This is a genomic window from Aggregatilinea sp. (assembly GCF_036822615.1).
Taxonomy (GTDB): domain Bacteria; phylum Chloroflexota; class Anaerolineae; order Aggregatilineales; family Aggregatilineaceae; genus Aggregatilinea.
The window spans coordinates 68,079-94,524 of sequence record NZ_DAISHJ010000010.1 but is presented as its reverse complement, the minus strand read 5'-3'; the positions used below and the strand labels follow the sequence as shown (position 1 = coordinate 94,524).

Below are 26,446 nucleotides of genomic sequence, written 5' to 3'. Positions count from 1 at the left end.
CCGGACGCCGGGCGAGCGTCGCCGCGCCGTAGGGTACGCGCTAGCGGGCGGCGTCCACCAGGTGCACGGGCGGCAGGTGGGCCCGATCCAGCGCGCCGGGATCGCCGCTTTCGAGCGCGGCGCGCACCTGGGCTGCATCGTCGCGCAGGCGGCGTACATCGACGCCCTGGCAAACGTCTGGCAGATCCGCGAACCACTGCACGCTGCGCCGCAGCATCTTCAATGCGCCGCGATCGTTGCCGCGCATAACGTGATAGTAGGCCACACCCACTTGCAGGATCGCGCGGTAGAGATCGCGCACCGGCCCCGGCTCGGCCATCCACAGCGCCTCGAATAAATCGTGCTGCCGGTAATACTCGCCTGCATTGAAGCGCTCGACGCCCTCCTGCCCTTGCGGCGACAGCGGCTGCGCGCACTGGCAGTCCAGTTCGGCGCGGCGCGCGGCATCGGGCTGGCGGGCCAGATCGCCCACGACGGCCAACAGGCGCGTTTCGAGCGCATTCACGAGCAAACACTCATCTGCGCCCGCCCCAAGCGCCTCTGCGCCCTGCTGCGCGTCCGAGAGCAGTGCCAGGGTGGGAATCCGGCGCGTGGCCTGCTCGATTTTGGCGCGGGCGATCCAGGTGCAGGCGTCGGTGTCCGCACCCGCCAGAACCAGCACGGCGGAGGAATCGATCAACTGAGTAATGTACGCTGCCGGATCGTCACAGCGCAGGACCGCATACCCGCCGTCACGAAGGACTGCGGCGGCGCGATCCATCCACGGGACGGCAGCGCCCACCAGCGCGATCACGAGCCCCTGTGCGAGCATCAGCCGGGGAAGCGCTCGCGGATGAAGGCGAGCACGACGGGATCGAGCACGTCCGGCGCGTCCGGGGACCAGCGTTCTTCGAGGTTTTCGATGCTCACGAAACGCCAGAATGCCTCAACCGAGGAGGCGTCCCACGCGCCGCTGACCGGGCCGTCCAGGAAACCGCGCTGGACGAGCAGCGTTTGCAGCTCCGCCGCCAGCGCCGCGTCGATGGGCAGCAGCGCGGCGGGATCGGATTCGCCAAAGTACAGGGCGTGCAGCGCCAGCAGTTCGGCCAGCCGCCCGACCGGGTTCGGATCGTCATCCACGCGCAGATCGAGGTATCGGTCGTTGTCGCCGCCGTAGCCACCGCCGGGCTTGACTACCAGCAGACCCGCTGACTGTTTGCCGCGTCGATCGCCGCCGATGCGGTCGCCCGCGTCCAGCGCCGCGACCAGCCGCTGTTCCAGCGCACCGGGCGTATGTTCGAAAGCGTCCGCCATTGCATCGAGCGTTTCCGGCCCGGTCAGAATATTGCCCTGGCATGCGTAGCCCTGCCCAACGCGATGCCCCGCCCAGGCCATGCACGCCTCACCCGTATATGCGGCAGCGCGGCCCTGTGCATCAACAAGCCCGACCTGACGGTGCGCGCGTCCCTCGTCGCCCGCGATCAGACGTGACAGCGCGTCGTCCGCGCTGAGGCCGCCCGCCATCAGGTCCAGGCCCTGCACGCCAAACGGCACGTTCGCGTGAGCCTGTGTCGCCACCGCCCCCGCGCCCACACGCGCCCAACTGACGACCGCACCCGCCGCCAGGAACTTGCTGGCGACCGCCACGCCCCAGGCAGGCACGGACGGATCGCACGCGACGATGGAAAACGTGTGCAGATGCGGGGTCTTCATGGCTGCGCTCCTCTGGGAAGGGCTAGAACGGCGGCTCACCGTCGAAGAACAAGTTCCACCACAGCGACCAGTTCGGTTCTTCCTGCTGCGGCGTCGGCGGCGCGATGATCAGGGCGGGCGGTGTCGGCGTTGGCGTCGGTTCGGTCGATCCGCCGCCGGGGATGGGGATAATCAGGATCTCGCCCTCGCGCACCATCTTGCCTTCCTGGTGCGCCCACTGCTCGATGCTGGCGTCGCTGGCGGCGTAATCACGCTCGCGCTGGAGGTCTTCACGCTGCGTTTGCAGCACGTCGAGCGTCGATTGAAGCTGCCGCCGCGCGGCCTCCATCTGCTGGCCGCGTGCGATGCGCCCGCTGAAGTTGATGACCAGCAGCAGGCCGATCGACAGCAGCAGCGCGAAGACAATCTGCACGCTCGACAGAGACTGGCGGCGACCTCGGCGCGGGGTGCGCCCGGTTGATTTTTGCGAAGCTGAGGAGGACGGATCGCTCATAGGTTGGCGGGTTACATACAGGCAAGAATGCTTCCCAAACGTACCACAGGCCCCCGCGCAAGGCAACAAACAAAAAGACCCAGACAAGCCTGTCTGGGTCTTCTGTGCCGAAGGTGGGAGTCGAACCCACACCCCCGTACGGGGACTACGCCCTGAACGTAGCGCGTCTGCCAATTCCGCCACTTCGGCGCTGATGGTGAACATTCTAGCAGGTCTGACGCCCACGTCAAGTATGAATTTAACGCAAACGCCGAATTTCCCCGGCTACTCGAACGTCCAATCGTGGATATGCCGGAAGCGATCGCTCGGCGTGCTCAAAAAGCCAAGCTGCACGCCCTGAAGCCGCGAATCCGCGCCGTAGAACCACAGCGGATAGTACAGCACCAGCGCCGGAGCGCGCTCGGCAAACAACTGCTGGAACTGCTGGTAGTAGACCTTACGGTCCAGCCCCAGCGTGACGCGCCGCGCCTGCTCCAGCGCTTCGCTGATGCGGCGATCGTCCATGCCGCCGTAATTCTGACCGGATCCAAACTGGCCCTGATGCCAGAACACGTAGGGATCGGGATCGGCGTCCGGCTCGAAGCTCAGCTCGACCAGCGCCGCATCGAAATCGCCCGCTTCCAGCCGCGCCCGCAGCGTGTCACTGTCCACCGGATCGATCGAGCCTTCCACGCCGATCTGCTGCCACGCGCCCGCGATGGCCGTCGCCATCTCGACCATGGCCGGATCGTCCAGCGTCAGGATCACCAGTGCCAGCTCCACCGGGCCTTCTTCGGTCGGCGCTTCGGTCGCAGGGGCCGTACCCTCCGCCACCGGCTCGGTTGGCGCTTCCGTGCTCACCGGCGCGCCCTCGCCGCCTTCAACCACCGCATCAGCGGGCTCCGCCGTCGCCGCGACGTCATCCTCCCCGCCGGACAGGTTCGCCGTGGAGATCAGCTCCTGCGCGTGGGCCACGTCATAGACGGGCCACTGCACGCCAGCATCGTAGGCCCACGAATTCGGCAGCAGCGGGCTGTTTGCCACGATGGCGGTTCCATCCAGCGCGTTCTGGACCACCGATGCGCGATCGACCGCCTGGGACAGTCCCAGCCGCACGCGCGGATTGCGAACGAACGGGATGGACTCGCGCTGCCAGTTGTAGATCACCACACCCACACGCGGTGCGACCCCCGAATAGAGGCTCAGGCCGGGAAGCTGCTCGGCCACTTGCAGCGAGCTGGCGGGAATCGTGCCCAGGCTGTTGACTTCGCCATTATGGTAGGCTTCAAGCGCCGCTTCGGCAGTCGGATAGGTGCGGAACACGATGCGATCGAGCGCGAAGCCGTCCGCACCTTCGGGGCGCTGGCGATAAACCGGCGCGACACGCAGTTGGATGCCGTCGATCTGCCCGTTCGATGTCGTCAGCGTTTCGATCTGGTACGGCCCTGTGCCGATAGGCGACAGGTTGAACGGATGCTGGCCCAAGGCGGCGACGTTCACACCGTCCAGCGCGTGCTTCGGCACGAGGCCAATGCGCATCTGGTCGGGGAACGACGCGAGCGGCTGCGTCAGACGGAAGCGCACGAGATGCGAACTGAGCGCGTCCACTTCGACCGTGCGCCAGAACTCAGACAGCGTCGGGGCCCCGGGAAACGCGGGATCGCTCAGCAGGCTGACCGTAAACACGACGTCTTCCGCCGTGAACGGGATGCCGTCCTGCCACAGAATATCGGTGCGTAGATCGACCAGATAGACCAGCCCGTCATCCGAAACCGTCCACGAGGCGGCCAGATCAGGCACAATCTCCCCGTAGTCGTTGGTGGTGGTGAGGCCCTCGTAGATGAGCGAGGTAATGTCCCGGTCCACCGGGTTATAAGTCGCCAACAGTGGATTGAGCTTGGAAATCTGCCCGACCAGAGCCTCGACCAGCACCGGCTGCACCGGCTGAGCCGGAACAGGCGTCGCCTGCTGCGCAGCGGGCGCGCTGACCTGGGTATCTGCCGGAGCCAGCGTCGGCGCAGCGGTTGGTTCCGCAGTGGGAGCGGATTCCGTCGCCGGGGTTGCGGTATCGAGTGTTTGCGCTGCACCGGGAGTTTCATTGGTACGGGTTAGGAGCGCTATCACGAACAGCGCCGCGGCAAGCACCAACACCAAAAACGGCCACCGCAGACTTTTAAGCATCGCTTCCTCCCCAAATAGAACGAGGTGTTCTGCATCACTGCAAAACACCCCCCTATTTAGTCTTTATAAACTTGAACGTGCGAAAAGCACCGCTATTGGATGAGCAACTGCAGGATCGCGTTGAGCAGAAATGCGATTGACAGTCCCACAGTGACCTGGAACAGGGTACGTTCCAATCCGCGACGGGTTTTGCTGATGCCCATGGAATCCGCGCCGCCAAAAAGGCCGCCCAGACCCTGCCCCTTCGCCTGAAGCACAATCACCACGATGAGCGTGAGTGAGGTCAAAATTTGGATAATTTCAAGCGCGTTCTGCATGTTGTCCCATTCTCCTCGGCAGTCAAGCGTGGCGATTATAGCACGCCGGTTGCCACGTGCAAGGGTACGATCGCCTGGACAGACACAACGCGAGGGAGGATTGCGCCTCCCTCGCCGGAAATTTCAGCGGGACTGCCGGTTACGACAGCCCGGCGTCCATGTTTTTGATCAGCGCGGTGGCGAACTCGCTGGTCTTGACTTCGGTCGCGCCTTCCATCTGGCGGGCAAAGTCGTACGTGACGATTTTCTGGTCAAGCGTGCGCTCGTAACTGCGCGCAATCAGGTCAGCGGCTTCCTGCCAGCCCAGGAACTCGAGCATCATCACGCCGCTGAACATCAGTGAACCGGGGTTCACTTTGTCCAGGTCGGTGTACTTGGGAGCCGTACCGTGCGTCGCCTCAAACAGCGCCACCGTGTCCCCAATGTTCGCGCCGGGCGCGATGCCCACACCGCCGACTTCTGCCGCGATAGCGTCAGAGAGGTAGTCGCCGTTGAGGTTGGGCGAGATGATCACGTCAAATTCCTTGGGACGCAGCAGCATGTGCTGGAACATGATGTCTGCAATGCGGTCCTTGATCAGGATCTTGCCCTGAGGAATCTGGCCGTTGTAGTCGTCCCAAAGCTGGTCTTCGGTGATGGTCTGATCGCCAAATTCCTCGCGCGCGACCTCGTAGCACCAGTTGCGGAACGCGCCTTCGGTGAACTTCTGGATGTTGCCCTTGTGCACGATGGTCACGCTCTTGCGGCCACGCTCGATGGCATAGCGCAATGCGGCGCGCATCAGGCGCTTGGTCCCGAAGGCGCTGATCGGCTTGATACCCAGGCCGCTGCCGTCGAAGAACTTCGCGCCCATCTCGTCGCGCAGGAAGGCCGCCAGCTTCTCATTTTCGGGCGTGCCTGCCTGATATTCGATTCCGGCATAGACGTCTTCGGTGTTCTCGCGGTAGATCACCACGTCCACGTTCTGCGGCTCACGGACGGGGCTGGGCACGCCGCGATACCACCGCACGGGACGCACGCACGCGTACAGGTCAAGCACCTGGCGCAGCGTCACGTTGAGGCTGCGGAACCCGCCGCCCACCGGCGTCGTGAGCGGGCCCTTGATGCCCACTTTGAACTCGCGCAGGGCCTCGAACGTTTCTTCAGGCATATAGTCGCCGTCGTACAGCCCGGCGGCCTTTTCGCCCGCGTAAATTTCGACCCATACGATTTTACGCTGGCCGCCGTACGCTTTTTCGACCGCCGCATCCCAGATCCGCCGCGACGCCCGCATAATATCTGCCCCGATGCCATCCCCCTCGATGAATGCGATCAGCGGGTGATCGGGGAAACATTCCCGGTTATCCAGGCACGTAATTTTCTCGCCTTCAGACGGTACGACGATATGTTGGTAAGCCATGATGGATGGGGACTCCTTTGTGTGTGCACAACATGCCGTGTAAGGTGGTCTAAGTATGGACCGGTCGCGGGTACATAACGCGCAGTCGCGCCCCGACCGGCAGTTACCCCTCAAAATGAACGAGCGCCTACGCGATTAGATGCAGTTTTGTGCCCCTGCGATTGCACGGCAGGATAATTGCCTCGGCGTGACCGGAAATATTACCTTAAACCGGCACCGGTCTACCAGCCCCCTGGAAAACTGGATCGAGGCGATCCGCAGTCATTTACAGTCTTCACGAATTCAGAACAATTAGCGCCGCCGTGCCCCCTAGCCAGGGACCGTGCCGCGAGTATACTAGAAGTCAGGGAAGTAAGGGGATATGCGGCGAATGGCAGCACAGCATCGAACGACGCTGTGGATTTTACTCTATTTCGGCCTGTTGATCGGCGGCCTGAGCACCATGCTCCTCGATGAGCTGGGATGGGTCGCCTTCACGATATACTATGCGGGCATGCCGCTGGGCGCGCTGTTGCTCTGGCGGCTATGTCGCGGCAGCTTTTCCATCCCCGGCATTCTTCCCTATCGCGGAGTTGTCCACCATTTTATTCTGGGCACGACCGGATCGCTGGCCGCCGTCCTTTTGGTCTATGGCGCGCTGCGCGCGGCAGGCTGGCTGCACATCACCACCCTGAACTGGACGATCGCCGGGCTGGTGATCGGCGTCGCCGCCCAGCAGTTCGTCGTGGCGGTCATCGAAGAATTCACCTTCCGCGGCGTGATCCAGACCCTTTTCAGCCACAGCACCGGACCGTCGCGCGGGCTGCTGATCGCGTCCAGCCTGTTTGGCCTGTTCCACCTGCCCAACATCCTGCATCAAGGCGTGCGAGGGCTTTACATTCCGCTCACCGTCGCCGTCCTGACCCTGATGGGGATCGTCTTCGGATGGGCCTTCGCGCGCACCAACCAACACCTCGCGCTGCCGGTCGCGCTGCACTTCGGCTGGAACACGGCCTGTTTTGGCCTGGAAGCCGTGCATGATTTTTCCTTTTCCGGTCCCGGATGGCTCACCGGGGTCGCGGAATGGTTCCCCGAATCAGGCGTGATGGGCGCGTTGGGGCTTGGCGTGCTCGGCCTTCTGGTTCACCGCCTGACCCTCAAACCGCTAAGAGTCTGGAATGAGTAAAAGTTACCCGAAACAAAATGACATGAAAGAAACCCTGGCAATTGGCGGTTTAGCCCTTAAGTACAAAAGTCCGGGGGGGAGATCCAGATGTATACGCAGCTTGATTTGGGGGCAGCGCTCGACGCGATCCACGATCCGGTGATCATCGCAGAGCGTCAAAGTTTGATCATCACTTATACAAATCGCGCGTTCTGCGAGGTGACCGGCTACGAGCCCGGCGACGTCTACGGACAGCTTCTGAGCGCGATTTACCTTCCTCTCGACGAAGATTTACCCGCCAGCGCGGACCAGTTTGCTAACGGCACCACCTCGCGCCGTCGCGGAGTGCTGCGCACCACCGGCGGCGAGAGCGTGCTGGTCGAAGCGCGCGCGTCGATGGCGACTATGGAAGATGGGCAGTACATCGTTTGTGTCTGCCGTGAAATGCCCGCCCCCACAGACCCAACGGACGAGATGGCCCGCTGGAGCGCGATGGAGCATCACAGCTTCGGCACGGTGCCGCTTGGCGTGTTTATAGTCGATTCCGACGGACGCATCACGCAGTTCAACTACACAGGTCCGGCACAATCGCGTTTCCCCAAGCTCAACGCTGACACGGTTGAGGGGCTTAATCTGCTCGAAACGCAGTTCGTCAGGCTGAATCCCCAACTGCACGCGCTGATACGCCAGCTTCTGGACGGCGAGCCGTTCGAGCGGGTGTTCACACGCATCAAGCTGCCTAACGACGAGTTCATCAACGTGCGCATCTTCGGCATTCCGCTCGAAAGGCCCGGAGAAATGCACCCCGGCGGACTGCTGGTGCTTGAAGATCTTTCCCATCACGAATTCCTCGCCCGGCAGTTCTCCGTCACGGAACATCGTTTCCAGGCGCTGCTCCAGGCCATGCCCGACCTGCTGCTGCTGATTCACAAAGACGGCACCTATCTGGACTGCAAAATAGCGGACGAGATGGGCGCTTTACTTCCGCCGGAGCAGTTCATCGGCAAGAAAGTGACCGAAATCGGCCCGCCCGATCTGGGCAAAACGCTCCTGAAGTCGATCCAGCGCGTGACGACGATGGGCCAGCCGGAGAGCCTCACGTACGACCTGCCCCATCACGGCGAGATGCACACCTATGAAGCGCGGTTGGTCCCCAACCTTCCCGATGAAGTTCTGGTCGTCGTGCGCGATATCACCGCGCGCAAGCGCAGCGAAGAAGCGCTGCAGCGCCAGGCGCGGCTGCTCGAAGGCATTGCCAAGACTTCGATCCGGCTGCTGAACGGCGGCAGTTACGATACCAGACTGCAAGAGGCGCTGAGCCTGATCGGGGAAGCGACCGAAGCGCAGTTCGTCCACCTGGGAGAATTCTGGGTCAACGACGAAACGCACGAATCCTTCATCCGTCTCCGCAACTGGTGGTCGATCGAGCGGCTCCACACCTTCTTTGAAACACACCCGCTGAACATCACCGCCGCCTGGAATCTCAAGGAATACCCGGAGGCATACGAAATTCTTCGCCAGGGTGGTGTGATTTACCGTACCGTTTCCAATTTGGGCGACAGACAGCGCGACCTGTTCGCCCCGCTCCAGATCCAATCGCTTGTTATTGCCCCCATCTTCGTCAACGGCGCTTTTTGGGGCATCATCGGCTTCGATGATTTTGAAACCGAACGCCAGTGGCGGCCCGAAGAACTCACCCTGATTCAAGCGATGGCCGCCGGGTTTGGCGCAAGCATCGAGCGCGAACTGGCCGCCATGCGGCTGCACCACGAACGTGAAATCGCGGATACGATGGTCGAAGCGGGCACCATTCTGTCCTCGACGCTCGACCGGAACGAGGTCTTGGCGCGGTTGCTGGAACAGGTCCGGCGCATCGTGCCTTATGACGCGGCCAACGTCATGCTGGTTGATGAGGGCATCGCACGTGTTGCCCTATCGCGCGGATACGAGGCGTTCGACCTGGAAGACGCCACGGTAAGTACTTATACGTTCGATCTGGCAACCACGCCGATTCTCAAGGCGATGTCCGAAACCAAAGAGCCGTACCTGTGCGGCGATGTCTGGCAGGAACCCAGATGGATCAACACGCCGAACAATGATTTAAAGCCGCGATGCTGGCTGGGCATTCCAATCGTCGTGCACGACAAGATGGTCGGGTTGTTCTCGCTCGATTCGCTCACCCCGAACTCCTACACGGACTATCACATCCGGCTGGTAACGCCCTTTGCGCGGCAGGCCGCCATTGCGTACGAAAACGCCGATCTGTACGCTCAGGTTCAATCGCAGGCCGCCCAGCTTCGTATTCGCTACAAGGAGATAGACGCGCTCTACCGGGCGGGACAAAAAATCATGACGAGCCTGGAGCCGCGCGAGATCCTGCTGCATCTGGCGGAACAAATCACGCAGCTTACCGACGCCACGAGCACCATCGTGTGCACGTATAACCCGGTCACGATGCAAGGCGAAGTGGAAGCCGCGGCTTTCCGGCCTAACGTCAGCCGCCCGGCAACCGACGCCGAGCGCATGACGCCCATCGATTTCCACAGCCCGGCGCTGAAGCCTACCATTACGGACGGGGAAAGCCAGCTGTTCACAGGCGAACAGGTCGAGCAGGCTTTTCCCAACTCGCCGTGGTTCGACAGAGTCCATATGGTGATTGTGGTGCCGCTGTTCAACAAAGGGCAGATGCGGGGATGTGTCATCGTGCGCGACAGCCGGTCGCAGTACACCAATAAGAAGGGCGATCTGTGGCAGTGCCAGACGCTGACGCAGCAAGCCGCCTCGGTGCTGGAACAAGCTATCCTGTTCGCGGAAATTCAAGACCTGGAACGCACGAAGTCCGAAATGATACGCATCGCGTCACACGACTTGCGCGGCCCGCTGCAGCGCGCGCAGGGCTTCGTGGAACTGCTGGACATTCAGATTCACGACTCGCTCACTCCGAAGCAGAGCGAATACGTGAGGCTTACGCTCGAAGCATTACAGGAAGTCGGACAGATCACGCGCGAGTTCCTGTCACTGGAGCGCATCGAGCAGCACTACCGCGTGACGCAGCCGGTCGACTGGCTGCAACTGCTCAACGACGTTTCTTCGTCGCTGTGTTCCGAGCTGGAAGCCAAGCAGCTCCAGCTCAGCACCGACCTCCCGGCAGAGCTGCCGATCATGCAAGGCGACGCCATCCAACTGGCCCGCGCCGTGAGCAACCTGATCAGCAACGCGATCAAATACACGCCGGAAGAAGGCAGCATCACGCTGCGCGCCTTCATCAGCACGATAGACGAACGCCCTCACATCAACATTGAGGTGCAGGATACGGGCGTGGGTATCCCGCCCGAACAGCAGACGGCGCTGTTCCAACCGTTCTATCGTGCCAAGCAGGAAGGTACGCGCGGCATTCCGGGGAACGGGCTGGGCCTCTCCATCGTGAAGCGCGCCGTCGAATATCACCGGGGGACGGTCTATTTCAGCAGCCAGAAGGGACGCGGCAGCACGTTCGGGTTCCGCCTGCCGCTCTAACCCGCTTCGTCCATTTGCGCCTGCCGCGCACGGGGACGCTTGATCACGTCCGCCTTCAACTGGCCGCATCCGGCATGGATATCGATCCCGCGCCGGACACGAACCGTACTGTTAACGCCGTAGGTGCGCAGCCGCTCCTGAAATGCTTCGATCCGCGCCGGATCGGGGGGACGCCCGGCATAGGATTCGGTGGGGTTGAGCGGAATCAGATTCACGTGGCACTTCAGCCCGCCGACAAGCTGGCCCAACCGGTCCGCCTGCTCGATCGTGTCGTTCTCTCCGGCAATCAGCGCCCACTCAAACGTCACGCGCCGCCCGGTCGCATCGATGTAGTAGCGGATCGCATCCAGCAGATCGGTCAGCGGCCAGCGGCGGTTGATGGGCAGCAGCTTGCTGCGCTCCTCGTCGGTCGCCGCGTGCAGACTGATCGCCAGCCCGATTTGCAGATTCTCGTCGGCAAAGCGCCGGATCGCAGGCACGAGGCCCACGGTGCTTAGTGTGATGTGGCGCTGGCCGATGTTCAGGCCGTCTTCGTCGTTGAGACGCGTGATCGCTTCGAGCGTGGCGTCGTAATTGTGAAGCGGCTCGCCCATGCCCATCAGGACGACATTGCTCAGGCGCTCGCCCTCGGCTTCCAACTGGCGCGCGAACACAACCGCCTGCTCCACGATTTCGCCCGGCGTCAGGTGGCGCGAAAATCCCATCTGGCCCGTCGCGCAGAATACGCAGCCCATCGCGCAGCCCGCCTGGGTGCTGATGCAGGCCGTGCGGCGGTTGCCATCATATTCCATCAGCACGCTTTCGATCATCTGGCCGTCGGGTAGGCCCAACAACCGTTTGACCGTGTGCCCATCCGAGGACTTAATCTCGGCAACCAGCTCCAGCGTGCCGATCCGGTACGCCGCGTCAAGGCGCTCCCGAAGCGAGCGCGGCACGTTCGCCATCGCCTCAAAGCGGTCTACTTTGTGCTTGTACAGCCATTCCCAGACCTGCCGGGCCCGGAAAGCAGGCTCGCCCCACCCCGCCAGAACGTCGGTGAGCTGAGCGAGCGAGAGATCGTAAATCGACGGTCTGCGATGTTCGTCTGCGATAAGTCGTTGTTCCACGATGTATCCTTACAGTACAGAGTCTTACTTCGACCGCCGCCGTAAGCTGGCGATGCCTAGCACGATCACCAACAGCCCCAGCACCGCAACGGCTCCGATGGCGCCGATCATCACCGGATCGACGTCGCTGCCGGTGTCTTCAGCCGGAGCGGACGCTGTGCTCGTCGGTGCAAGCGTGGGCAGGCTGCCCGGCGGCAGCGCGGTATTCGTCGGGCTGACCTGCGGCGTCGCGCTGGCGACATTGACGATCGCTGTGGGCGGCGGCGGACCCGGCGGGGTCGGCGTGAGCGTATCCGTCGGGGTCAGCGTAATGGTCGGCGTCAGGGTCGGCGTGACAGGTGTCGCGGAGGGCGTCAGCGTGGGCGTCGCGGTCACGGGCAGATAAGGCGTCCACACCGCCGCGCTGTCTGCTGCGGATGAATTCACCCATGCCAGGAACGGCTCCCACAACCCTGCCAGATTGGTCCCGGTGAGATCGTGCAGCGCGGCCTCAAACCCGCCTTCCGTATTCGGAATAGCGCGCGCCAGATCGAAAGGCGCATCCGCGCCAAAACGATCGGCCAGATACAATATTAGCAGGAATGACTCAGCTTTCCACGACTGCTGCACCTGCACGTCTGAGTCTTCACCGGGTTCCACGCCCAACGCGCCATAATCGAGCAGCGTGCGCCGCTCGATATCCATTCGCGCGCGAGCCAGCGCGGACAGGTTGGGCCGCAGCCCATACATCCCCGCCAACCCTTCGGTAAACCAGGCCGGAACGGTCGCATCCCCCCACAGATCCCCGTACACCTGCCGGGCCATCGCCGCGACTATCATATCTTCCAGTTCGGTGAAGCTCGCGTTGGTCCGGTGAATCGGGGTCATTCCCGCGCGCTCGTACAGCGCATCGTAATCCGCCTCTGTGCACGGATACACGATCAGGTTATCTGCGACCACGGCGCTCTGCGTTTCGCCGGTTCGCTCGTCTTTGACACGCGCACAAAAGTCCGCCGTTGGCTCGTAGATAACGAACTCGAACAACGGCGACCGCCCGGTGCGGCGCGCCAGCAGGTCATAGGCCGCGAGCACGTCAAGCTGCACGCGATCTGCGGCCAGCGAGCTTTTGTAGGAGTGCAGCGTCAGGGGCGCAGTGCCGGTCGTGCGCCACGTGCCCGCCGCAGCGTCAACGAGCACGAACGAATCGGTGAGGCTCGAAAGCATGCCGTCGGTCGTCTCGATCTGCCACGTGTAGTTGACGGTTTCGAACGGTGTCAGCGGCGTGTCTTCCAGCAGAAACCAGTCATAACGCAGATTGGTGAATTCCGGCCCGCTGTCACTGACGTAGTCGGCAAGCGGATCGAACGCCAGTCGCCGCTCGAAGCCGGTAGGCTGGCTGACGGTCAGCACCGCCGCGGTGATCTCATCGACAGGCACGTCCACATTGAGCACAAACCCGACCACGATGGGGAAACGCGGCGACGTGCTGTACCCGAAAATATGGGTGTCAGGCGGCGGCTCCTCTGCCTCCGCGCCCTCCGGCGGCGCTTCCGTTGCCGGGACCGGCTCTTCGGTCCCGCCTTGAGCGCCCACACGTATTCCAGAGGCCAGCGGCAGCAGGGCGGCAGCCAGCGCGAGAAGAACTACCCACACCCGCGCAGCCTGTCCCAAACGGTATGTGCCCATCGCGCATTGTCCTCATTCGCATGAAACCGGTACACGCGTAATCGTAGCACGAGACGCGGCCTCATGCGAGGTGACCCTATGGCTAGGGCTGACCTCTTACCTCTCCGCCAACAGAACGGCGAGTAAGCGCCAAAGCGCCTGCTAGACGTATTGGAACACGCACTGCACCAGCCAGTTCCTCATCTCGTCGGGCAGTTGGCTGCTCTCAGAATACAGGAACATGCCATCGTAATCGTCCTGGAAATCGTAGCCGCCCGGCATCATGGGCATCGACCGGTGCAGCCGGTTCGTCTCGGTCGTCAGCCCGATCATCAGCTCCACCGGGTCGAGCACGCTCCGCCCGGTATACGCCTTCAAGCCAATCGACACCAGCTCGACCACGCGCTGCTTACGTTCTTCCTGCGGCAGATCGCTGTTGAGCAGATCTTCCAGCAGCCCCGCCAGCGCCCCGGTCACCTCGCGCATCCGCTGACGGTGCAGCGCCTCCGGCGGCCATTCCAGCGCCTTAACATCGATGCGGTGCCCCCACCCCTTCAACACGACCTGTCCTTGCGGCGTAAAGCCCAGGTTGGCGCTGCCCCCGTGGACGCGGTGCACCAGATCGCCGTGGAACATGCCGCCATCGTTCAGCTTGCGCAGGGTATGCAGCAGGTTGTGCACGCCGAGGCAGAACGCCTTGAGGCGCACCGGATGCCCCAGGCTGGAATAGCCGCGCCCCAGCCGTAAAAACGTCGAGGGCCGGTAGTTCACGGCTTCGCTGTAGATCAGGAACGCGCCGTTCCAGCCGGGCATACTGAACTGGCCGCGCGCAGCGAGATCGGGCACGATGACGCGGTCATCGATCAGCGCCCGCGCCTGAACCATGCGATCGTGGATGTGGTGGCTCAGCGACAGCGCCAAACCGCCCTGCGGCTCATCGAACGTCAGCTTTTCGACCGCGAGCTTGCCGTTGGACATCGCATACCGGTAGATAGCGCCCATGTAGCGCGCTTTCAGGTTCGGGAGCTGGTAGGCGACCTCGTTACCCAGCCACAGGCGCGGCGTGCCACCACCGGCCACCGTCACGATGCGGCTTTCCTGGCCCGGCACGATCAGCTTCAGCTTGCGCGTCCATGCGCCAGGGCGCGGCAGTTCAGCCAGATACACGTTGCGCGGGTAGTCGCCACGCAGCACAGCCAGCGCGGCATCGATCGTCAATGTCGGCACCTCGCCCCGCCAATCGCACGTCAGCGCCACGACATCCGGGCGCTCGTGCTCATAGCGCAAATACGTGCCGATATCCCATTCGGTCTTGAGTTTGGGGGTCGTGTTGAACGTCTCGCTTTGCCTTGAGCCTGACATGGTACGCCTCCTGGTTCGTTCCACGCTTCCAGCCAGGCAGGGGACGCCTGGCACGGCAACCGGAAACTCACGTCAGTTAGGGCGGCACGAGATAGACCGCGAAGTGAAATTCAGGATCTCGCCGGAGCTGGCAACAGCTCGCTGTGTAAAACCTGTCCTCTCAATGATGGGACGGCACGCCGTTTTTTGGCCCGCATCTCCCCGTCCCGTTCTGCCCTCGCGCAGGACTGCCGCCCTCGGTCGGAGCCGGATCGCGCCCGGTTCATCCTGCTTGTAGCTTCAGTGTATCACTCAAAACGCAGCGGCATAAGTGATTTTCGCCACACACTGCCCAGCGAAACGGACCCGTCGGCACAAAAAAGCCCGCCGGAGGCAAGCTCGCGGCGGGCAGATAACCGGAAAAAGAGAGGCGTTACTGCACGATGAAGTGCGCGTTGCGATGACGCTCGGACAGGGCGTTGCCGACCAGCTCGGTTTCGATCGCGTCGCGGACTTCCTGAATGCCGTCTTCCACCGACACGATCGGCTCGTAGCCCAGGCGCGAGCGGATCTTCTCGAACGACACGCGGATGTCGCGCATGTCGCCGCCGAAGCTGAGGTCCTTGTACTGGATCTCGACCCCGCGCACGTGCTTTTTCACCAGCTGCACGATCTCGTCCTTGGAGAAGTTGCCGGTCTCGGAACCGACGTTGAACACCTGCCCGCCGACGATCCCCTCGTCCGCTGTCAGGCCCATGATCACCGCGCGCACCACGTCGTAGACGTGCACGAACGAGCGCGCATAGCCGCGTTGGTAGATGATCAGCTTGCGTTGGGTGAGCGCTTCGAGCACGAACTGGTTGATGATCAGGTCGAAGCGCGTGCGCGGCGAAATGCCGAACAGGGTCGCAAAGCGGAACAACACCGGCACGCAGCTTGAGGTCGCGGATTTTTCGAGCAGGAACTGCTCGGACGCGATCTTGGTCTCCGCATACAACGACTGCGGGCGCAGCGGCGATTCTTCGGTGACCATCAGGCCGTCTTCGGCCAGCCCGTAGTTGCTGTAGGTCGAGGCGAACACGAAACGCTTCACGCCCGCAGCCTCGGCATCCGCGAATACTTCCTGGGTCATCTCGACGTTGTAACGCCACGCGACGTCGTGCCCCACCGCCTGACAGGCCGGGAAGCCCACGATTGCCGCCAGATGCACCACCGCGTCCACATCGCTCAAATCGACCAGCGAGGACAGCCGTGTCTCAGTCAGATCTGCATAGTGAAATTTAAACGCCGGGTGCGTCATAAAGCCCAGCAGCGAGTCCCCGCCAAAAATCAGCTTATCCACCACCGTGACCTGATGGCCCTGGAACAGCAGATTCGCCGTCAGCATGGACCCGATATAACCTGCTCCACCCGTAATCAAGACGTGCATTTTCTTCTCCCTCCAGTCCACATCATCCCCACAGGGGGTCATTTTTATCATAGTCGGGTTGGGGTGGACATTCAACTAAACTTAGCTATCAACATTGCTCCACTTCATAACAGTTTGGCAAGGCAAGGCGGCGTTTCGCGTCCCGCCACAGAGGACAGTATACTTACAGGCGTTTTTTTGAGGATACTTAGTGCTCCATCGAGAGGACCCTTTTGCGGTGAACGACCAAGCTCAAACCACTCCGCTGCGCGTCATCAACAGCGTTGCCCCGATCCGTATCTGCGATAACGGCGGCTGGACCGATACGTGGTTCGCCGGACACGGGGAAATCTTTAACATCGGCGTCTATCCTTACGTCGAGGTCCAGATCAAGGTGTTTCCGGTCGAAGCGCGCGAGCACCGGATCATCCTTTACGCGGAAAACTACGGCGACGTGTACCCCATCGCGCCGGGACACAGCGAGTGGGATCGTCACCCACTGCTGGAAGCCGCAATCGAGTATATGCGCGTGCCGGAAGACCTTGCGCTGCATATCACGGTCTATTCCGAAGTACCGGCGGGCTGTTCGACCGGCACCTCGGCGGCGATCACCGTGGCACTGGTGGCCGCACTCGACCGCCTGACGCCCGGCACCATGACCCCGCACGAAATCGCCTACGCGGCCCACGACGTCGAGACGAAGATGCTCAACCTGCAAAGCGGTATTCAAGACCAGCTCTGCGCCGCCTTCGGAGGCATCAACTTCATCGACATGTACCAGTATCCCTACGCGACCGTCTCGCAGATCCAGGTTCCGAACACGGTCTGGTGGGAGCTGGAACGGCGGCTGGTGTTGTTTTTCCTGGGGAAAGCGCACGAATCTTCCGCCGTGCACGAGCAGGTGATCCGCAAGCTGGAAGACAGCGGCCCCAATAACGTCGCGCTCGATTCACTGCGACGCACGGCCCAGCTTTCGCGTGACGCGATCTACGCGGGTGACTTCAAGGCGCTCGGGCGCGCGATGATCGTCAACACCGAGGCGCAGGGCGACCTGCACCCCGACCTGATCAGCGCGGACGCGCAGCAGATCATCGACATCGCCAAACAACACGGCGCGGTGGGATGGAAGGTCAACGGCGCAGGCGGTGAAGGCGGTTCAGTCACCCTGCTGTGCGGGCCAAGCTCCAGCGAAAAGCGCGAACTCATCCAGGCAATCGAGACGGCCAATCCGGCCTTCAAGAGCCTGCCGATCTACCTCAGCCGGTTTGGGGTGCGTATCTGGGAATAACCGGGCGGCAGCGTGTGCTGCCTGTTATACGAGGCTTAACCGGGAGCGGCGGCAGTATGCTGGCCGCTCCGTTTTTTGGTGGCTCAGCTTTCAGCGCGATCGACCAGTACGTGTGACGCAACGTTCTGGCCGATGATCTGGTGGCGCTCACTCACCATCAACGACAGCGGCCCGTCGAAGGGATCGCGCGCGACCACTTCCACTGGCGCCCCTACAATCAGGCCCTTATCGGCCAGATAGCGCAGCATATCCGGCGACTGGTCCACCAGCCGCGCCACGCGGCCCCGGTCTTGCAGCGGCCACTCGGACAGCGGCGTCAGGAGGCGCTCGGTGACATCCCCTTCGGCGCTGGGAATCGGATCGCCGTGCGGATCGTAGCGCGGGTTGCTGAGGTACTGCGCGATGCGCTCGGCCAGCCGCTCGGAGACGGCGTGCTCCATGCGCTCGGCCTCTTCGTGCACCTCATCCCACGTGTAGCCCAGGGCTTCGACCAGGAACAGCTCGATCAAACGGTGGTGGCGGATAATCTCCAACGCGATGCGCTCGCCTGAGGGAGTCAACTGAATGCCGCGATACGGCTCGTGAACCACGAGGTTGGCCTTCGCCAGTTTTTTCGCCATCTCAGTGGTCGATGGCGCAGTAATCCCTAAGGCGTCGGCCAGCATCGACGTCTGGACGCGCTCGTGCTCCTGCTGAAGCAGGTAAATAGCCTTTAAGAAATCTTCGATTGCTTCGCTATAGTTGGGCCGGATTCCGGCCTGCTCGCTCACGCCGCGGCTCGCTCCTCATTCAGACCGCTCATTGTGCCTCCATAATAGCAGAATCTCGCGTCTCTCACCATTGCGCGCTGTATATCGCCCTTCCCGTAGCCGAGATGTAGAATTCGCTCGCCTACGGTATAACTGGTAGACGGCTGCATGGGCAAAATCTGCCGCACAACCGGGAAAAATGCCGTCATTTTAGAGGAGATTAGAGGCATGCAATACAGAACCTTTGGACGCCTGGGCTGGCAGGTGAGCGAGATCGGGTATGGCATGTGGGGCATGGCGGGCTGGACCGGCTCGGAAGACGAAGAGTCGATGGAGTCGCTGCGCTATGCCGTCGAACAGGGCGTCACGTTCTTCGACACCGCGTATGCGTATGGGGAGGGCCACAGCGAGCAGCTTCTCGGCCAGCTTTTGCGCGAATATCCCGGCAAGGCTCTGTATACCGCCAGCAAGATCCCGCCGAAGAATCGCAAGTGGCCGTCGCGGCGCGGCTTCAAGCTGGAAGACGTGTTCCCCTATGACTACATCGTGGAGATGACCAAGCGCAGCCTGGAAAATCTCGGCCAGGACAGCCTCGACCTGATGCAGTTCCACGTCTGGGAAGACGCCTGGGCGGAAGACGAGCAGTGGCAGCGCGCCGTGGACGACCTCAAGCGCGAAGGGCTGATCAAGTCGATGGGCGTCAGCGTCAACCGCTGGGAGCCGGAAAACGTCCTGAACACCCTGCGCACGGGCAAGATCGACGCCGTGCAGGTCATCTACAACATCTTCGATCAGAACCCGGAGGACGAGCTTTTCCCACTGTGCGACGAACTCGGCGTGGCGATCATCGCACGCGTACCGTTCGACGAGGGCACGCTGACGGGCAACCTCACCAAGGACTCTACGTGGCCGGAAGGCGACTGGCGTAACAGCTACTTCGTGGCGGAAAACCTGAACGCCTCCGTCGACCGCGCCGAAGCGCTTCGCCCGCTGGTCCCCAACGGCATGACCATGCCGGAAATGGCGCTGCGCTTCATCCTCGAAAATCCGACCGTCAGCACCATCATTCCGGGCATGCGCAAGCTGAAGCACGTCAAGAGCAACACCACTGTCAGCGACGGCCAGGGGCTGCCCGATGGACTGCTGCAAAAGCTGCGCGCGCACCGCTGGGACCGCACCCCTACGGATTGGTCGCAGTAGCTCACCCGTGCCACACACAATACAGGCTCCCGTAGGAGCCTGTATTTTTTATACGCTATACTGCTCGGAAGCCTTAGCGCCGGGCCTCGGAGCGATCCAGCCAGTCGTTGATCTGGCGATCCGCTTCGTCCTTGGCGATGCCATAACGGGCCTGGATCTGGCCCGAGAGCTTTTCGCGCTCGCCCTCGATGATATCCATGTCGTCGTCAGTGAGCTTGCCCCACTGCTTCTGAACTTCACCCTTCGCCTGCTTCCAATTACCCTTAATACGATCCCATGTACCAGCCATTTTTCCTCCAATATCGATACAATCTCACACTTGTTTGCATGGGTGCGCGGTCCCGATTGGCCCCCGCACCAACTCATCAACTTACATCCTCTATTTTAGAGCAAGCGCCAGTTATAACATGAGGAGGGTGGATGATTTCGCACTAGGCTAACTGGCTGATTCATGAGTAGGTAGCCCACGCACCCTGACTATTTCCCTGTTCGAGTAGACCAAAATCCCGCCACCCGGCCTAGAGCCAAACCCGCCACTTCCCTCATGTGCCAAAGATCGCGTTGCAGTACAAATACATTAGCAAGTCGCACACCCCTACAAGTGGGCCGCATGCGACAACACCGTTTACAGGAACGTTTGGGAGGAAAAATGACGGTAGAAGGTAAAGTAGCGGTAGTGACAGGTGCGGGTTCCGGCCTGGGTGAAGCTGCAGCGAAGCGCCTTGCCGCAAGCGGCGCGAAGGTCGCCGTGCTGGGGCGCACGCCGGATGAACTGGAGGCGGTAAAGCGCCAGATCGAGCGCGACGGCGGCGAGGCGATGGTCGTCCTGGCAGACATTTCAAAGCCCGACGAGATGGAGCAGGCCATGCAGGCCGTTGCCGACAAGTGGGGCACGATTGACGCCGTCTTTGCGAACGCCGGGATCAACGGGGTATGGATATCCATCGAGGATCTCACGCCAGAAGACTGGGACCAAACGCTTGACATCAACCTGAAGGGGACGTTTCTAACGATCAAATATGCCGTGCCGTATCTCAAGCGGCAGGGCGGCTCGGTGGTTGTCACCTCGTCGATCAACGGCACGCGCGTCTTCAGCAATACCGGCGCGACGGCTTATTCAACGTCCAAGGCGGGGCAGGTCGCGCTGGCGAAAATGCTAGCTGTGGAGCTGGCGAAACACAAGATTCGCGTGAACGTCATCTGCCCCGGCGCAATCGAGTCGGAGATCGATGACAACACCGAGCGCGTCGATCTGGACGAGATCCGTGAGCCAGCGGAATACCCGGAGGGAAACATCCCCTTGACCGATGGCGTACCGGGACGGGCCGAACAGGTCGGCGATCTGGTTCACTTTTTGTTGTCGGATGAATCGAGCCATATCAGCGGCAGCGAAATCTGGATCGACGGCGCGCAGTCGCTACTGATCGGATAACCCTCACGCATCACCCAAACGAGCGGACGGGGGACCTGTAAAGTCCCCCGTCCGCTCGTCTCACCGACCCTGTTCCCAGCAGCCAGATAGCGCCAAACAGAGCAGGACTTTCGCGATCGTCGCCGCAGGGCTCACGCTCGCATTGTCTCACCTTCCGGCTGGATTTGCGAGCAGTAACCAGGGAAATCAAGTAGACTTGTAAGTGGGGTACTATAGAGGCTGGCTTCCGCATTGCACGTGACAGGGGGCTTCAGATGAGTCAAACTGGCCAGGTCCATACCGTGACGGGCGCTTTTGGCTACTCCGGCAAGTACATCGCAACTCACCTGCTCGAACGCGGGCACACCGTCCACACGCTGACGAACTCAACTCGCCGCGCAAATCCGTTCGGCGACCAGATCACCGTGCACCCGTTCAACTTCGACGATCCGGCAGCGCTCACCGAATCGCTGCGCGGCGTGTCGGTCCTCTACAACACCTACTGGGTGCGCTTCAATCACCGGCTGTTCACGCACGCCGACGCCGTGCGCAACACGCTGACCCTCTTTGAAGCAGCACAGCGTGCCGGGGTCGAGCGCGTCGTGCACGTCAGCATCACCAATCCCTCCGAAGACCTGGGGCTCGAGTACTTCGCGGGCAAGGCGCAGCTCGAAGCGGCGCTGCAAAGCTCCGGCCTGTCGTATGCCATCCTGCGTCCGGCGGTGCTGTTCGGCAAGGAAGATATCCTGATCAACAACATCGCGTGGACGCTGCGCCGCCTGCCCATCTTCGGCGTTTTCGGTGACGGCAGCTATCGCATTCAGCCGATCTACGTCGACGATCTGGCGGCACTGGCCGTCGAGCTGGGCGCACAAACGGAGAATGTGACGCTCAACGCGGTCGGTCCGGAAACCTTCACCTTCCGCGAGCTGGTGGCCGAGATTGGGCACATCATCGGCAAACCGCGCCCGATGGTCTCGATGCCGCCGCGACTGGCGTATGCCGCCACGCGAGTCGTCGGCTGGCTGGTGCAGGATGTGTTTCTCACCTGGGAAGAAGTCGAGGGCCTGATGGCCGGTACGCTGGCGGTCAATACACCGCCCACCGCCCCGATGAAGCTCACCGAGTGGGCCAAGGAGCACGCCGACACGCTGGGTCGATCCTATGCCAACGAGCTGGCGCGTCGCAAGGACCGCGCCAGAGGTTACTAGCGCACCACCAAAACGAGCGGACGGGTGACCTGTGAAGTCACCCGTCCGCTCGTCTCATCGATCCTGCTCCCAAGCAGCTAGATGACGCCAAACAGGAACAGCACCAACACGATCAGCAGCACGAAACCGACGCCGCTGCTCGGATAGTATCCCCATCCACGACTGTACGGCCACGCTGGCAGCGCCGCTAATGCGATCACCAGTAGCAGCAAAAGTAGAAGTAACATTGCTCATCTCCCCTCAACGTTTGCGCTGTAGAAATTCGCCAGAACCAGCTAGACTTCGACCCGGCGGCCAAACAGCAGCGAAACGACGAACAGCACCAGGAAAACCAGGAACAGGACCTTTGCGATCGTCGCCGCAAGGCCCGCGATCGCCACGAAGCCCAGAATACCCGCCAGTAGAGCCACGATCAGGAACGTGAGTGCCCAACCTAACATGATGTCCTCCGCGTCACATGGGGCGACTTCTGCCCCAGCGTATTTTCCCTTACCACGATAGACACAATGTAGATCACAATGCGTGGGTCCAAACGTGCGGAGTGGCGCATCTGCGAGGAGCCGAGTGGCGCATTTCGCTATAGGTCATGTGACTATCTTCTCTCAAATTGCCCCGCATAACGCCCGCATCGCACAGCAATATTCCGGGGCATATGGTCGAAACTGGCCCCACAACCTTAAAATTCTCACAGCATATTGGAATGAACCAAAGGGTGCTGTGACGGAGGATACAGGTGTAATGCCAGAACATGAAGGAATTCCATTTGCACTTTTTGCGCCTTATAACGAGTACGTCGCGCTCGTGGGCGACTGGAACGATTGGCAGCCACTCGAAATGGAGCGCGGCGACGACGGCTGGTGGCGCGCCAGCGTGCCGCTGGACGACGGCGAGCACGAATACAAATTCGTGGTGAAGTCCAGGAGCTATTTCGCGGAAGACGAAATGGTCGAGATCCCCGACCCGCGCGCGGCGCGTGTCACGCCCGACACCTACGAAAACTCGTGCGTGCTGGTACAGGGCGGCAAGTCGGTCGTCACCACCTACGAATGGCGGCACGACGATGTGCCCCTCCCGCAGAACGTGGATCTGGTGATCTACGAAATGCACATTGGGGATTATCGAGGCGGGCCGGGAGACGAACAGGCCGGGCGCGGCACGTTCCGCTCTGTGGCCGAAAAGCTCGATCATCTGGCGGAGCTGGGAATCAACGCGGTCGAGCTGATGCCCGTAACCGAGTTTCCCGGCGATCAGGGCTGGGGCTACCTGCCCCGCAGCCTGTTCGCGGTCGAAAATAGCTATGGCTCGCCGGACGACCTGTGCTACCTGATCGACGAGTGCCACGCGCGCGGCATTCGCGTCATCCTCGACGGCGTGTACAACCACGGCGAAGACAGTACGCCGCTGGCCCAGATCGATTACACGTATTGGTACTACCGCGACAATCCGGACCGGCCTGACGTGCAGTGGGGACCCAAATTCAACTATGAGTTCCACGACGACAAGCTCGACGTCTGGCCTGCCCGCGAGTACGTACGCGACGGCATTCTGTACTGGATCGACCACTATCACATCGACGGCATCCGCTTTGACGCCACGGCCATCATCAACAACTATGACGTGCTCGGCTGGCTGCGCAGCGAGATTAGAGGCTATCTCGGGGATATCAAGCCGTTTTTCGCCATCGCGGAGCATGTACCGGAGGATCCGACCGTAGCGGGCATGCAAGGCCCCATGGATGCGGCATGGCACGAGAGCTTCTCCAAGCAGCTCATGTGCACGATCCTCGGCAAAGATGCGCACGGCCAACAGCCGTTCAATGTGGATAACATTGCGCGCACGCTGAACCCGCGCCAGGAAGGCTACCAAAGCCCGTACAACGTGATCAACTACATCGACAACCACGACCAGGATCGCATCCTGTGGCAGCTCGGACAGGCGGGCATTCTCGATGATCCGGCGTTCAGGCGCATGAAGATGGGCGCGACCCTGCTGCTGACCGGCCCCGGCATCCCCATGATCTGGATGGGGCAGGAATTCGGAGAAAGCCACGAAAAAACGCTGGAACGCCAACCGATCGACTGGTCGCTGCTGCAAAACGAACGCAACGCGGACCTTCAGCGGACCTATCAGGGCTTGATCGCCCTGCGCAAGAAAGCTCCCGCCCTGCGCTCCGATACCGTCGAAGTGTTCCACGTCGATCATGAGCGAGCCATCATCGCCTTCAAGCGCTGGACCGGCGAGGGCAACATCATCGTGATCGTCGCCAACCTCAAAGACCAGTATGGCGGGCAGGTCGAGATCGGCAACTGGCCCGGCGACGGTTCGTGGCACGAGTACACCGACAACTACGACATCGACGTGCAGGGCGGCGTCCTGCGCGATTCGCTGGCGGAAAGCGAAGTGAAAGTGTACATAACAGGCATGCAGGACTGATCTGTTTTTCACCTGACGGATCGGGCAGACACGGAATCTGCCCGGTCCGCCCCGACAGCCTACCGTTGCATCCCCGCGTAGATCGTGTACACTTCGCTACACACCCTGGTGGCACCAGCGGCACACCATCAACCACCTCCAAGGACGACACACAATTATGAACGCTCTGCTCGACACGTTTTTTGCCCAATTCCCCCTCACATTCCAGGCCCAACCGGTCACCGTGGCCCTGGAAGAACTGGCGCATGTAGTCGGCACGCAGGAGCCGGTCCGCGAGCAGCCGGACGAGCGTGCACGCGGCCTGCTGGCCGCCGGATGGCTCAAAATCGAAAGTATCGACACCACCGTGCCGGAGGAACAGCGGGCGACCCTCGTGAGTGACGTACAGCACGCCGCGCGGAACTGGCTGAAGCAGATGTCAAAGGTCGCTCAGCCCCCCGAACGCGAACAGGTGCGCTGGATGGTCGAAAAAACACGCGCCCACGAGAGCAAACAGCAGATCACGCAGCGCATCTGGTTGGCGATGGTGCTGTACAACATGGGATGCCGCAACCTGCGCTTCGACGCCGACGGGCAGATCCTGTACGACGACGGTGCTGCCGGGCGGATCGGCCTCGCGCCGGACGCCGCGCTCGATCTCGCCTGGTCTCAGCCCAGCCGCCAGATCTATACCGCCAGCTTCCGGCATCCGAACGGCACGATCGCGCGCGGCAAGGGACGCCACCGCTGGTATGTGTACCGGCTGCGCGTCGCGCCTGAAGCGGATTTTCTGTTCGAGCGCCACGCGAAAGCCGTACAGGAAACTATCGCGCTGATCGTCGCCAGCGAGAACCACGCGACCCAACCCCAGCTCCCGCGCAATTTTTACGGCGGCAACGAGTTCCAACAGGCGTGCATTGACGCGCAGGATGCCGGATTCACGCACATGCTGGTGCTGTCGCCGCAGCACGGCGTGGTGTCGCTGGACGATCTGGTGCCCTCCGACCAGCCCTGGGATTACGTGCTCGATCACCGCATCTGGCGCTGGCAGATCATGACGGTGCAGCGTCTGGGCGCGGCCTTGTTCGGCTCTCCCAAGCGATCCGTGAGCACGGGCAGCGAAACGAACTGGTGGGCATGGCTCAACCCGAACTCACACTACGACCTTACCCTGTTCGGGGGCGGCTTCGCAGTCTCCATGCTCTTGAGCTTCCTCAGCCGCTCGAAAGAGCGCATGCCGGACTCGTGGCCGGAGATCACCGTCATCGAACAGCGCCCGGGGTATGACACCGGCACGCTGGACGAAGACCTGATGTACGATTTTGAAGAGGCGAGAGGCGACGGATTCGGGGATTACGACGACCTCGACGACATCAGCTATGACGAGGCGGAGAGCCTGGATCAACTGCTGGACTGGGCCTCCGACTTCGCGGAGACGGTCACGATTTACATTCCGCCGACCGGCGAAACGCGCGATCTGGCGCCAGATGAAGCGCTCATCCCGACGCGGCTGCTGCTGGACAGCGAAATGGATATCGATGATCTGCTGGAACTGCTGTCGGACATGAGCCTGCTGCTTGAGCAGCGCCTGCCGATTACCATGCTGTTCAACGCGTCGATGATCGTTTCCACCCTGCTCCAGATCACGCACAGTCTCGTGCACGAGGAGCGCGACGCCGTGCCGGAGTTGTTGGCAACGCTGACGGAACCAGTTTTACACCAGTACATCGAGAGCGCCATGCAGGAACCCAGCCGCGAAGATCAGCTTTGCGCCTGCCTCACGCTGGCGGAACAGCTTCAACTGGTGTCGATCGCCATCCCGAAGGACATCGCCAATCACCTGCTCGTCTGGTTCCAAACCTACTTATCGACGGTCATGCGACAGCAGATCCTGGGCAAGCAGTAAGCCCAGAGATCGCGCTGCCATGAAGTCATTTACCGGATAAATAAGCCTT

General features: G+C 61.7%; 22 protein-coding genes and 1 tRNA gene. 8 read left to right on the top strand and 15 right to left on the bottom strand.

The window, feature by feature from the left end; genetic code table 11:
• Window positions 1–40: 40 nt before the first annotated feature.
• The 7 genes from V7116_RS05675 to icd all read right to left on the bottom strand — a co-directional run bounded on the left by V7116_RS05675 (window position 41) and on the right by icd (window position 6,061).
• On the bottom strand, window positions 41–811 hold the full coding sequence (locus tag V7116_RS05675) for a DUF309 domain-containing protein (protein ID WP_324390923.1): 771 nt from the start codon (window positions 809–811) through the stop codon (window positions 41–43).
• Window positions 811–1,692 carry a DUF1028 domain-containing protein gene (locus V7116_RS05670; protein WP_324390922.1) on the bottom strand — a complete coding sequence of 294 codons (882 nt, stop codon included), beginning with the start codon at window positions 1,690–1,692 and terminating at the stop codon, window positions 811–813. Before V7116_RS05670 ends, V7116_RS05675 begins: the two co-directional genes overlap by 1 nt.
• A 22-nt stretch (window positions 1,693–1,714) precedes the next feature.
• Window positions 1,715–2,185, bottom strand: a complete 471-nt coding sequence (locus V7116_RS05665) for an FtsB family cell division protein (RefSeq protein ID WP_324390921.1) — start codon at window positions 2,183–2,185, stop codon at window positions 1,715–1,717.
• Between the two features lie 105 nt (window positions 2,186–2,290).
• Window positions 2,291–2,374 (bottom strand) — tRNA-Leu (locus V7116_RS05660).
• A gap of 75 nt (window positions 2,375–2,449) precedes the next feature.
• Window positions 2,450–4,345 (bottom strand): ABC transporter substrate-binding protein, encoded by a 1,896-nt coding sequence (locus V7116_RS05655; RefSeq protein WP_324390920.1) that lies wholly within the window; start codon window positions 4,343–4,345, stop codon window positions 2,450–2,452.
• 92 nt (window positions 4,346–4,437) lie between these two features.
• Window positions 4,438–4,662, bottom strand: a complete 225-nt coding sequence (gene secG / locus V7116_RS05650; RefSeq protein WP_324390919.1) for a preprotein translocase subunit SecG — start codon at window positions 4,660–4,662, stop codon at window positions 4,438–4,440.
• Window positions 4,663–4,801: 139 nt separating this feature from the next.
• Entirely contained in the window at window positions 4,802–6,061 is a 1,260-nt protein-coding gene (gene icd / locus V7116_RS05645; RefSeq protein WP_324390918.1) for an isocitrate dehydrogenase (NADP(+)), read from the bottom strand.
• Window positions 6,062–6,431: 370 nt separating this feature from the next.
• Here icd and V7116_RS05640 point away from each other — a divergent pair, with 370 nt between their 5' ends.
• Together V7116_RS05640 and V7116_RS05635 are read left to right on the top strand one after the other, a co-directional pair.
• A complete protein-coding gene (locus tag V7116_RS05640; protein WP_324390917.1) occupies window positions 6,432–7,226 on the top strand; it encodes a CPBP family intramembrane glutamic endopeptidase in 795 nt (264 codons plus the stop codon).
• A gap of 87 nt (window positions 7,227–7,313) precedes the next feature.
• Window positions 7,314–10,721, top strand: coding sequence for an ATP-binding protein (locus V7116_RS05635; RefSeq protein WP_324390916.1), 3,408 nt, complete (start codon window positions 7,314–7,316; stop codon window positions 10,719–10,721).
• On the opposite strand, the gene rlmN is transcribed toward V7116_RS05635, so the two are convergent.
• The 4 genes from rlmN to V7116_RS05615 all read right to left on the bottom strand — a co-directional run bounded on the left by rlmN (window position 10,718) and on the right by V7116_RS05615 (window position 16,241).
• Entirely contained in the window at window positions 10,718–11,827 is a 1,110-nt protein-coding gene (gene rlmN / locus V7116_RS05630) for a 23S rRNA (adenine(2503)-C(2))-methyltransferase RlmN (protein ID WP_324390915.1), read from the bottom strand. The two genes, V7116_RS05635 and rlmN, sit on opposite strands and share 4 nt — an antisense overlap.
• Before the next feature lie 24 nt (window positions 11,828–11,851).
• Complete coding sequence (locus V7116_RS05625; RefSeq protein ID WP_324390914.1) at window positions 11,852–13,492, bottom strand: hypothetical protein; 1,641 nt, start codon at window positions 13,490–13,492, stop codon at window positions 11,852–11,854.
• A gap of 141 nt (window positions 13,493–13,633) precedes the next feature.
• On the bottom strand, window positions 13,634–14,833 hold the full coding sequence (locus V7116_RS05620; protein WP_324390913.1) for a hypothetical protein: 1,200 nt from the start codon (window positions 14,831–14,833) through the stop codon (window positions 13,634–13,636).
• Window positions 14,834–15,245: 412 nt separating this feature from the next.
• Entirely contained in the window at window positions 15,246–16,241 is a 996-nt protein-coding gene (locus tag V7116_RS05615; RefSeq protein WP_324390912.1) for an NAD-dependent epimerase/dehydratase family protein, read from the bottom strand.
• Window positions 16,242–16,458: 217 nt separating this feature from the next.
• On the opposite strand from V7116_RS05615, the gene V7116_RS05610 reads away from it, so the two are divergent.
• Window positions 16,459–17,508 (top strand): GHMP family kinase ATP-binding protein, encoded by a 1,050-nt coding sequence (locus tag V7116_RS05610; RefSeq protein ID WP_324390911.1) that lies wholly within the window; start codon window positions 16,459–16,461, stop codon window positions 17,506–17,508.
• 83 nt (window positions 17,509–17,591) lie between these two features.
• Here V7116_RS05610 and V7116_RS05605 read toward each other — a convergent pair whose 3' ends face one another.
• Window positions 17,592–18,278, bottom strand: a complete 687-nt coding sequence (locus V7116_RS05605) for a metal-dependent transcriptional regulator (protein WP_324390910.1) — start codon at window positions 18,276–18,278, stop codon at window positions 17,592–17,594.
• A 207-nt stretch (window positions 18,279–18,485) separates the two neighbouring features.
• On the opposite strand from V7116_RS05605, the gene V7116_RS05600 reads away from it, so the two are divergent.
• Window positions 18,486–19,457 carry an aldo/keto reductase gene (locus tag V7116_RS05600; RefSeq protein WP_324390909.1) on the top strand — a complete coding sequence of 324 codons (972 nt, stop codon included), beginning with the start codon at window positions 18,486–18,488 and terminating at the stop codon, window positions 19,455–19,457.
• A gap of 73 nt (window positions 19,458–19,530) precedes the next feature.
• Here V7116_RS05600 and V7116_RS05595 read toward each other — a convergent pair whose 3' ends face one another.
• Window positions 19,531–19,746, bottom strand: a complete 216-nt coding sequence (locus tag V7116_RS05595; RefSeq protein WP_324390908.1) for a CsbD family protein — start codon at window positions 19,744–19,746, stop codon at window positions 19,531–19,533.
• A gap of 360 nt (window positions 19,747–20,106) precedes the next feature.
• On the opposite strand from V7116_RS05595, the gene V7116_RS05590 reads away from it, so the two are divergent.
• Together V7116_RS05590 and V7116_RS05585 are read left to right on the top strand one after the other, a co-directional pair.
• The gene (locus tag V7116_RS05590; RefSeq protein WP_324390907.1) at window positions 20,107–20,889 is read left to right on the top strand and encodes an SDR family oxidoreductase; all 783 of its coding nucleotides are present in this window, start codon (window positions 20,107–20,109) and stop codon (window positions 20,887–20,889) included.
• Between the two features lie 254 nt (window positions 20,890–21,143).
• Complete coding sequence (locus V7116_RS05585; RefSeq protein WP_324390906.1) at window positions 21,144–22,079, top strand: SDR family oxidoreductase; 936 nt, start codon at window positions 21,144–21,146, stop codon at window positions 22,077–22,079.
• 77 nt (window positions 22,080–22,156) lie between these two features.
• On the opposite strand, the gene V7116_RS05580 is transcribed toward V7116_RS05585, so the two are convergent.
• Complete coding sequence (locus V7116_RS05580; RefSeq protein WP_324390905.1) at window positions 22,157–22,306, bottom strand: DUF3309 family protein; 150 nt, start codon at window positions 22,304–22,306, stop codon at window positions 22,157–22,159.
• Between the two features lie 48 nt (window positions 22,307–22,354).
• Window positions 22,355–22,519: a DUF1328 domain-containing protein gene (locus V7116_RS05575; protein WP_324390904.1), complete on the bottom strand. Its 165-nt coding sequence runs from the start codon at window positions 22,517–22,519 to the stop codon at window positions 22,355–22,357.
• Window positions 22,520–22,817: 298 nt separating this feature from the next.
• Here V7116_RS05575 and V7116_RS05570 point away from each other — a divergent pair, with 298 nt between their 5' ends.
• On the top strand, window positions 22,818–24,512 hold the full coding sequence (locus V7116_RS05570) for an alpha-amylase family glycosyl hydrolase (RefSeq protein WP_324390903.1): 1,695 nt from the start codon (window positions 22,818–22,820) through the stop codon (window positions 24,510–24,512).
• Window positions 24,513–24,669: 157 nt separating this feature from the next.
• Window positions 24,670–26,397 (top strand): hypothetical protein, encoded by a 1,728-nt coding sequence (locus V7116_RS05565; protein WP_324390902.1) that lies wholly within the window; start codon window positions 24,670–24,672, stop codon window positions 26,395–26,397.
• The last annotated feature ends 49 nt before the right edge of the window (window positions 26,398–26,446 follow it).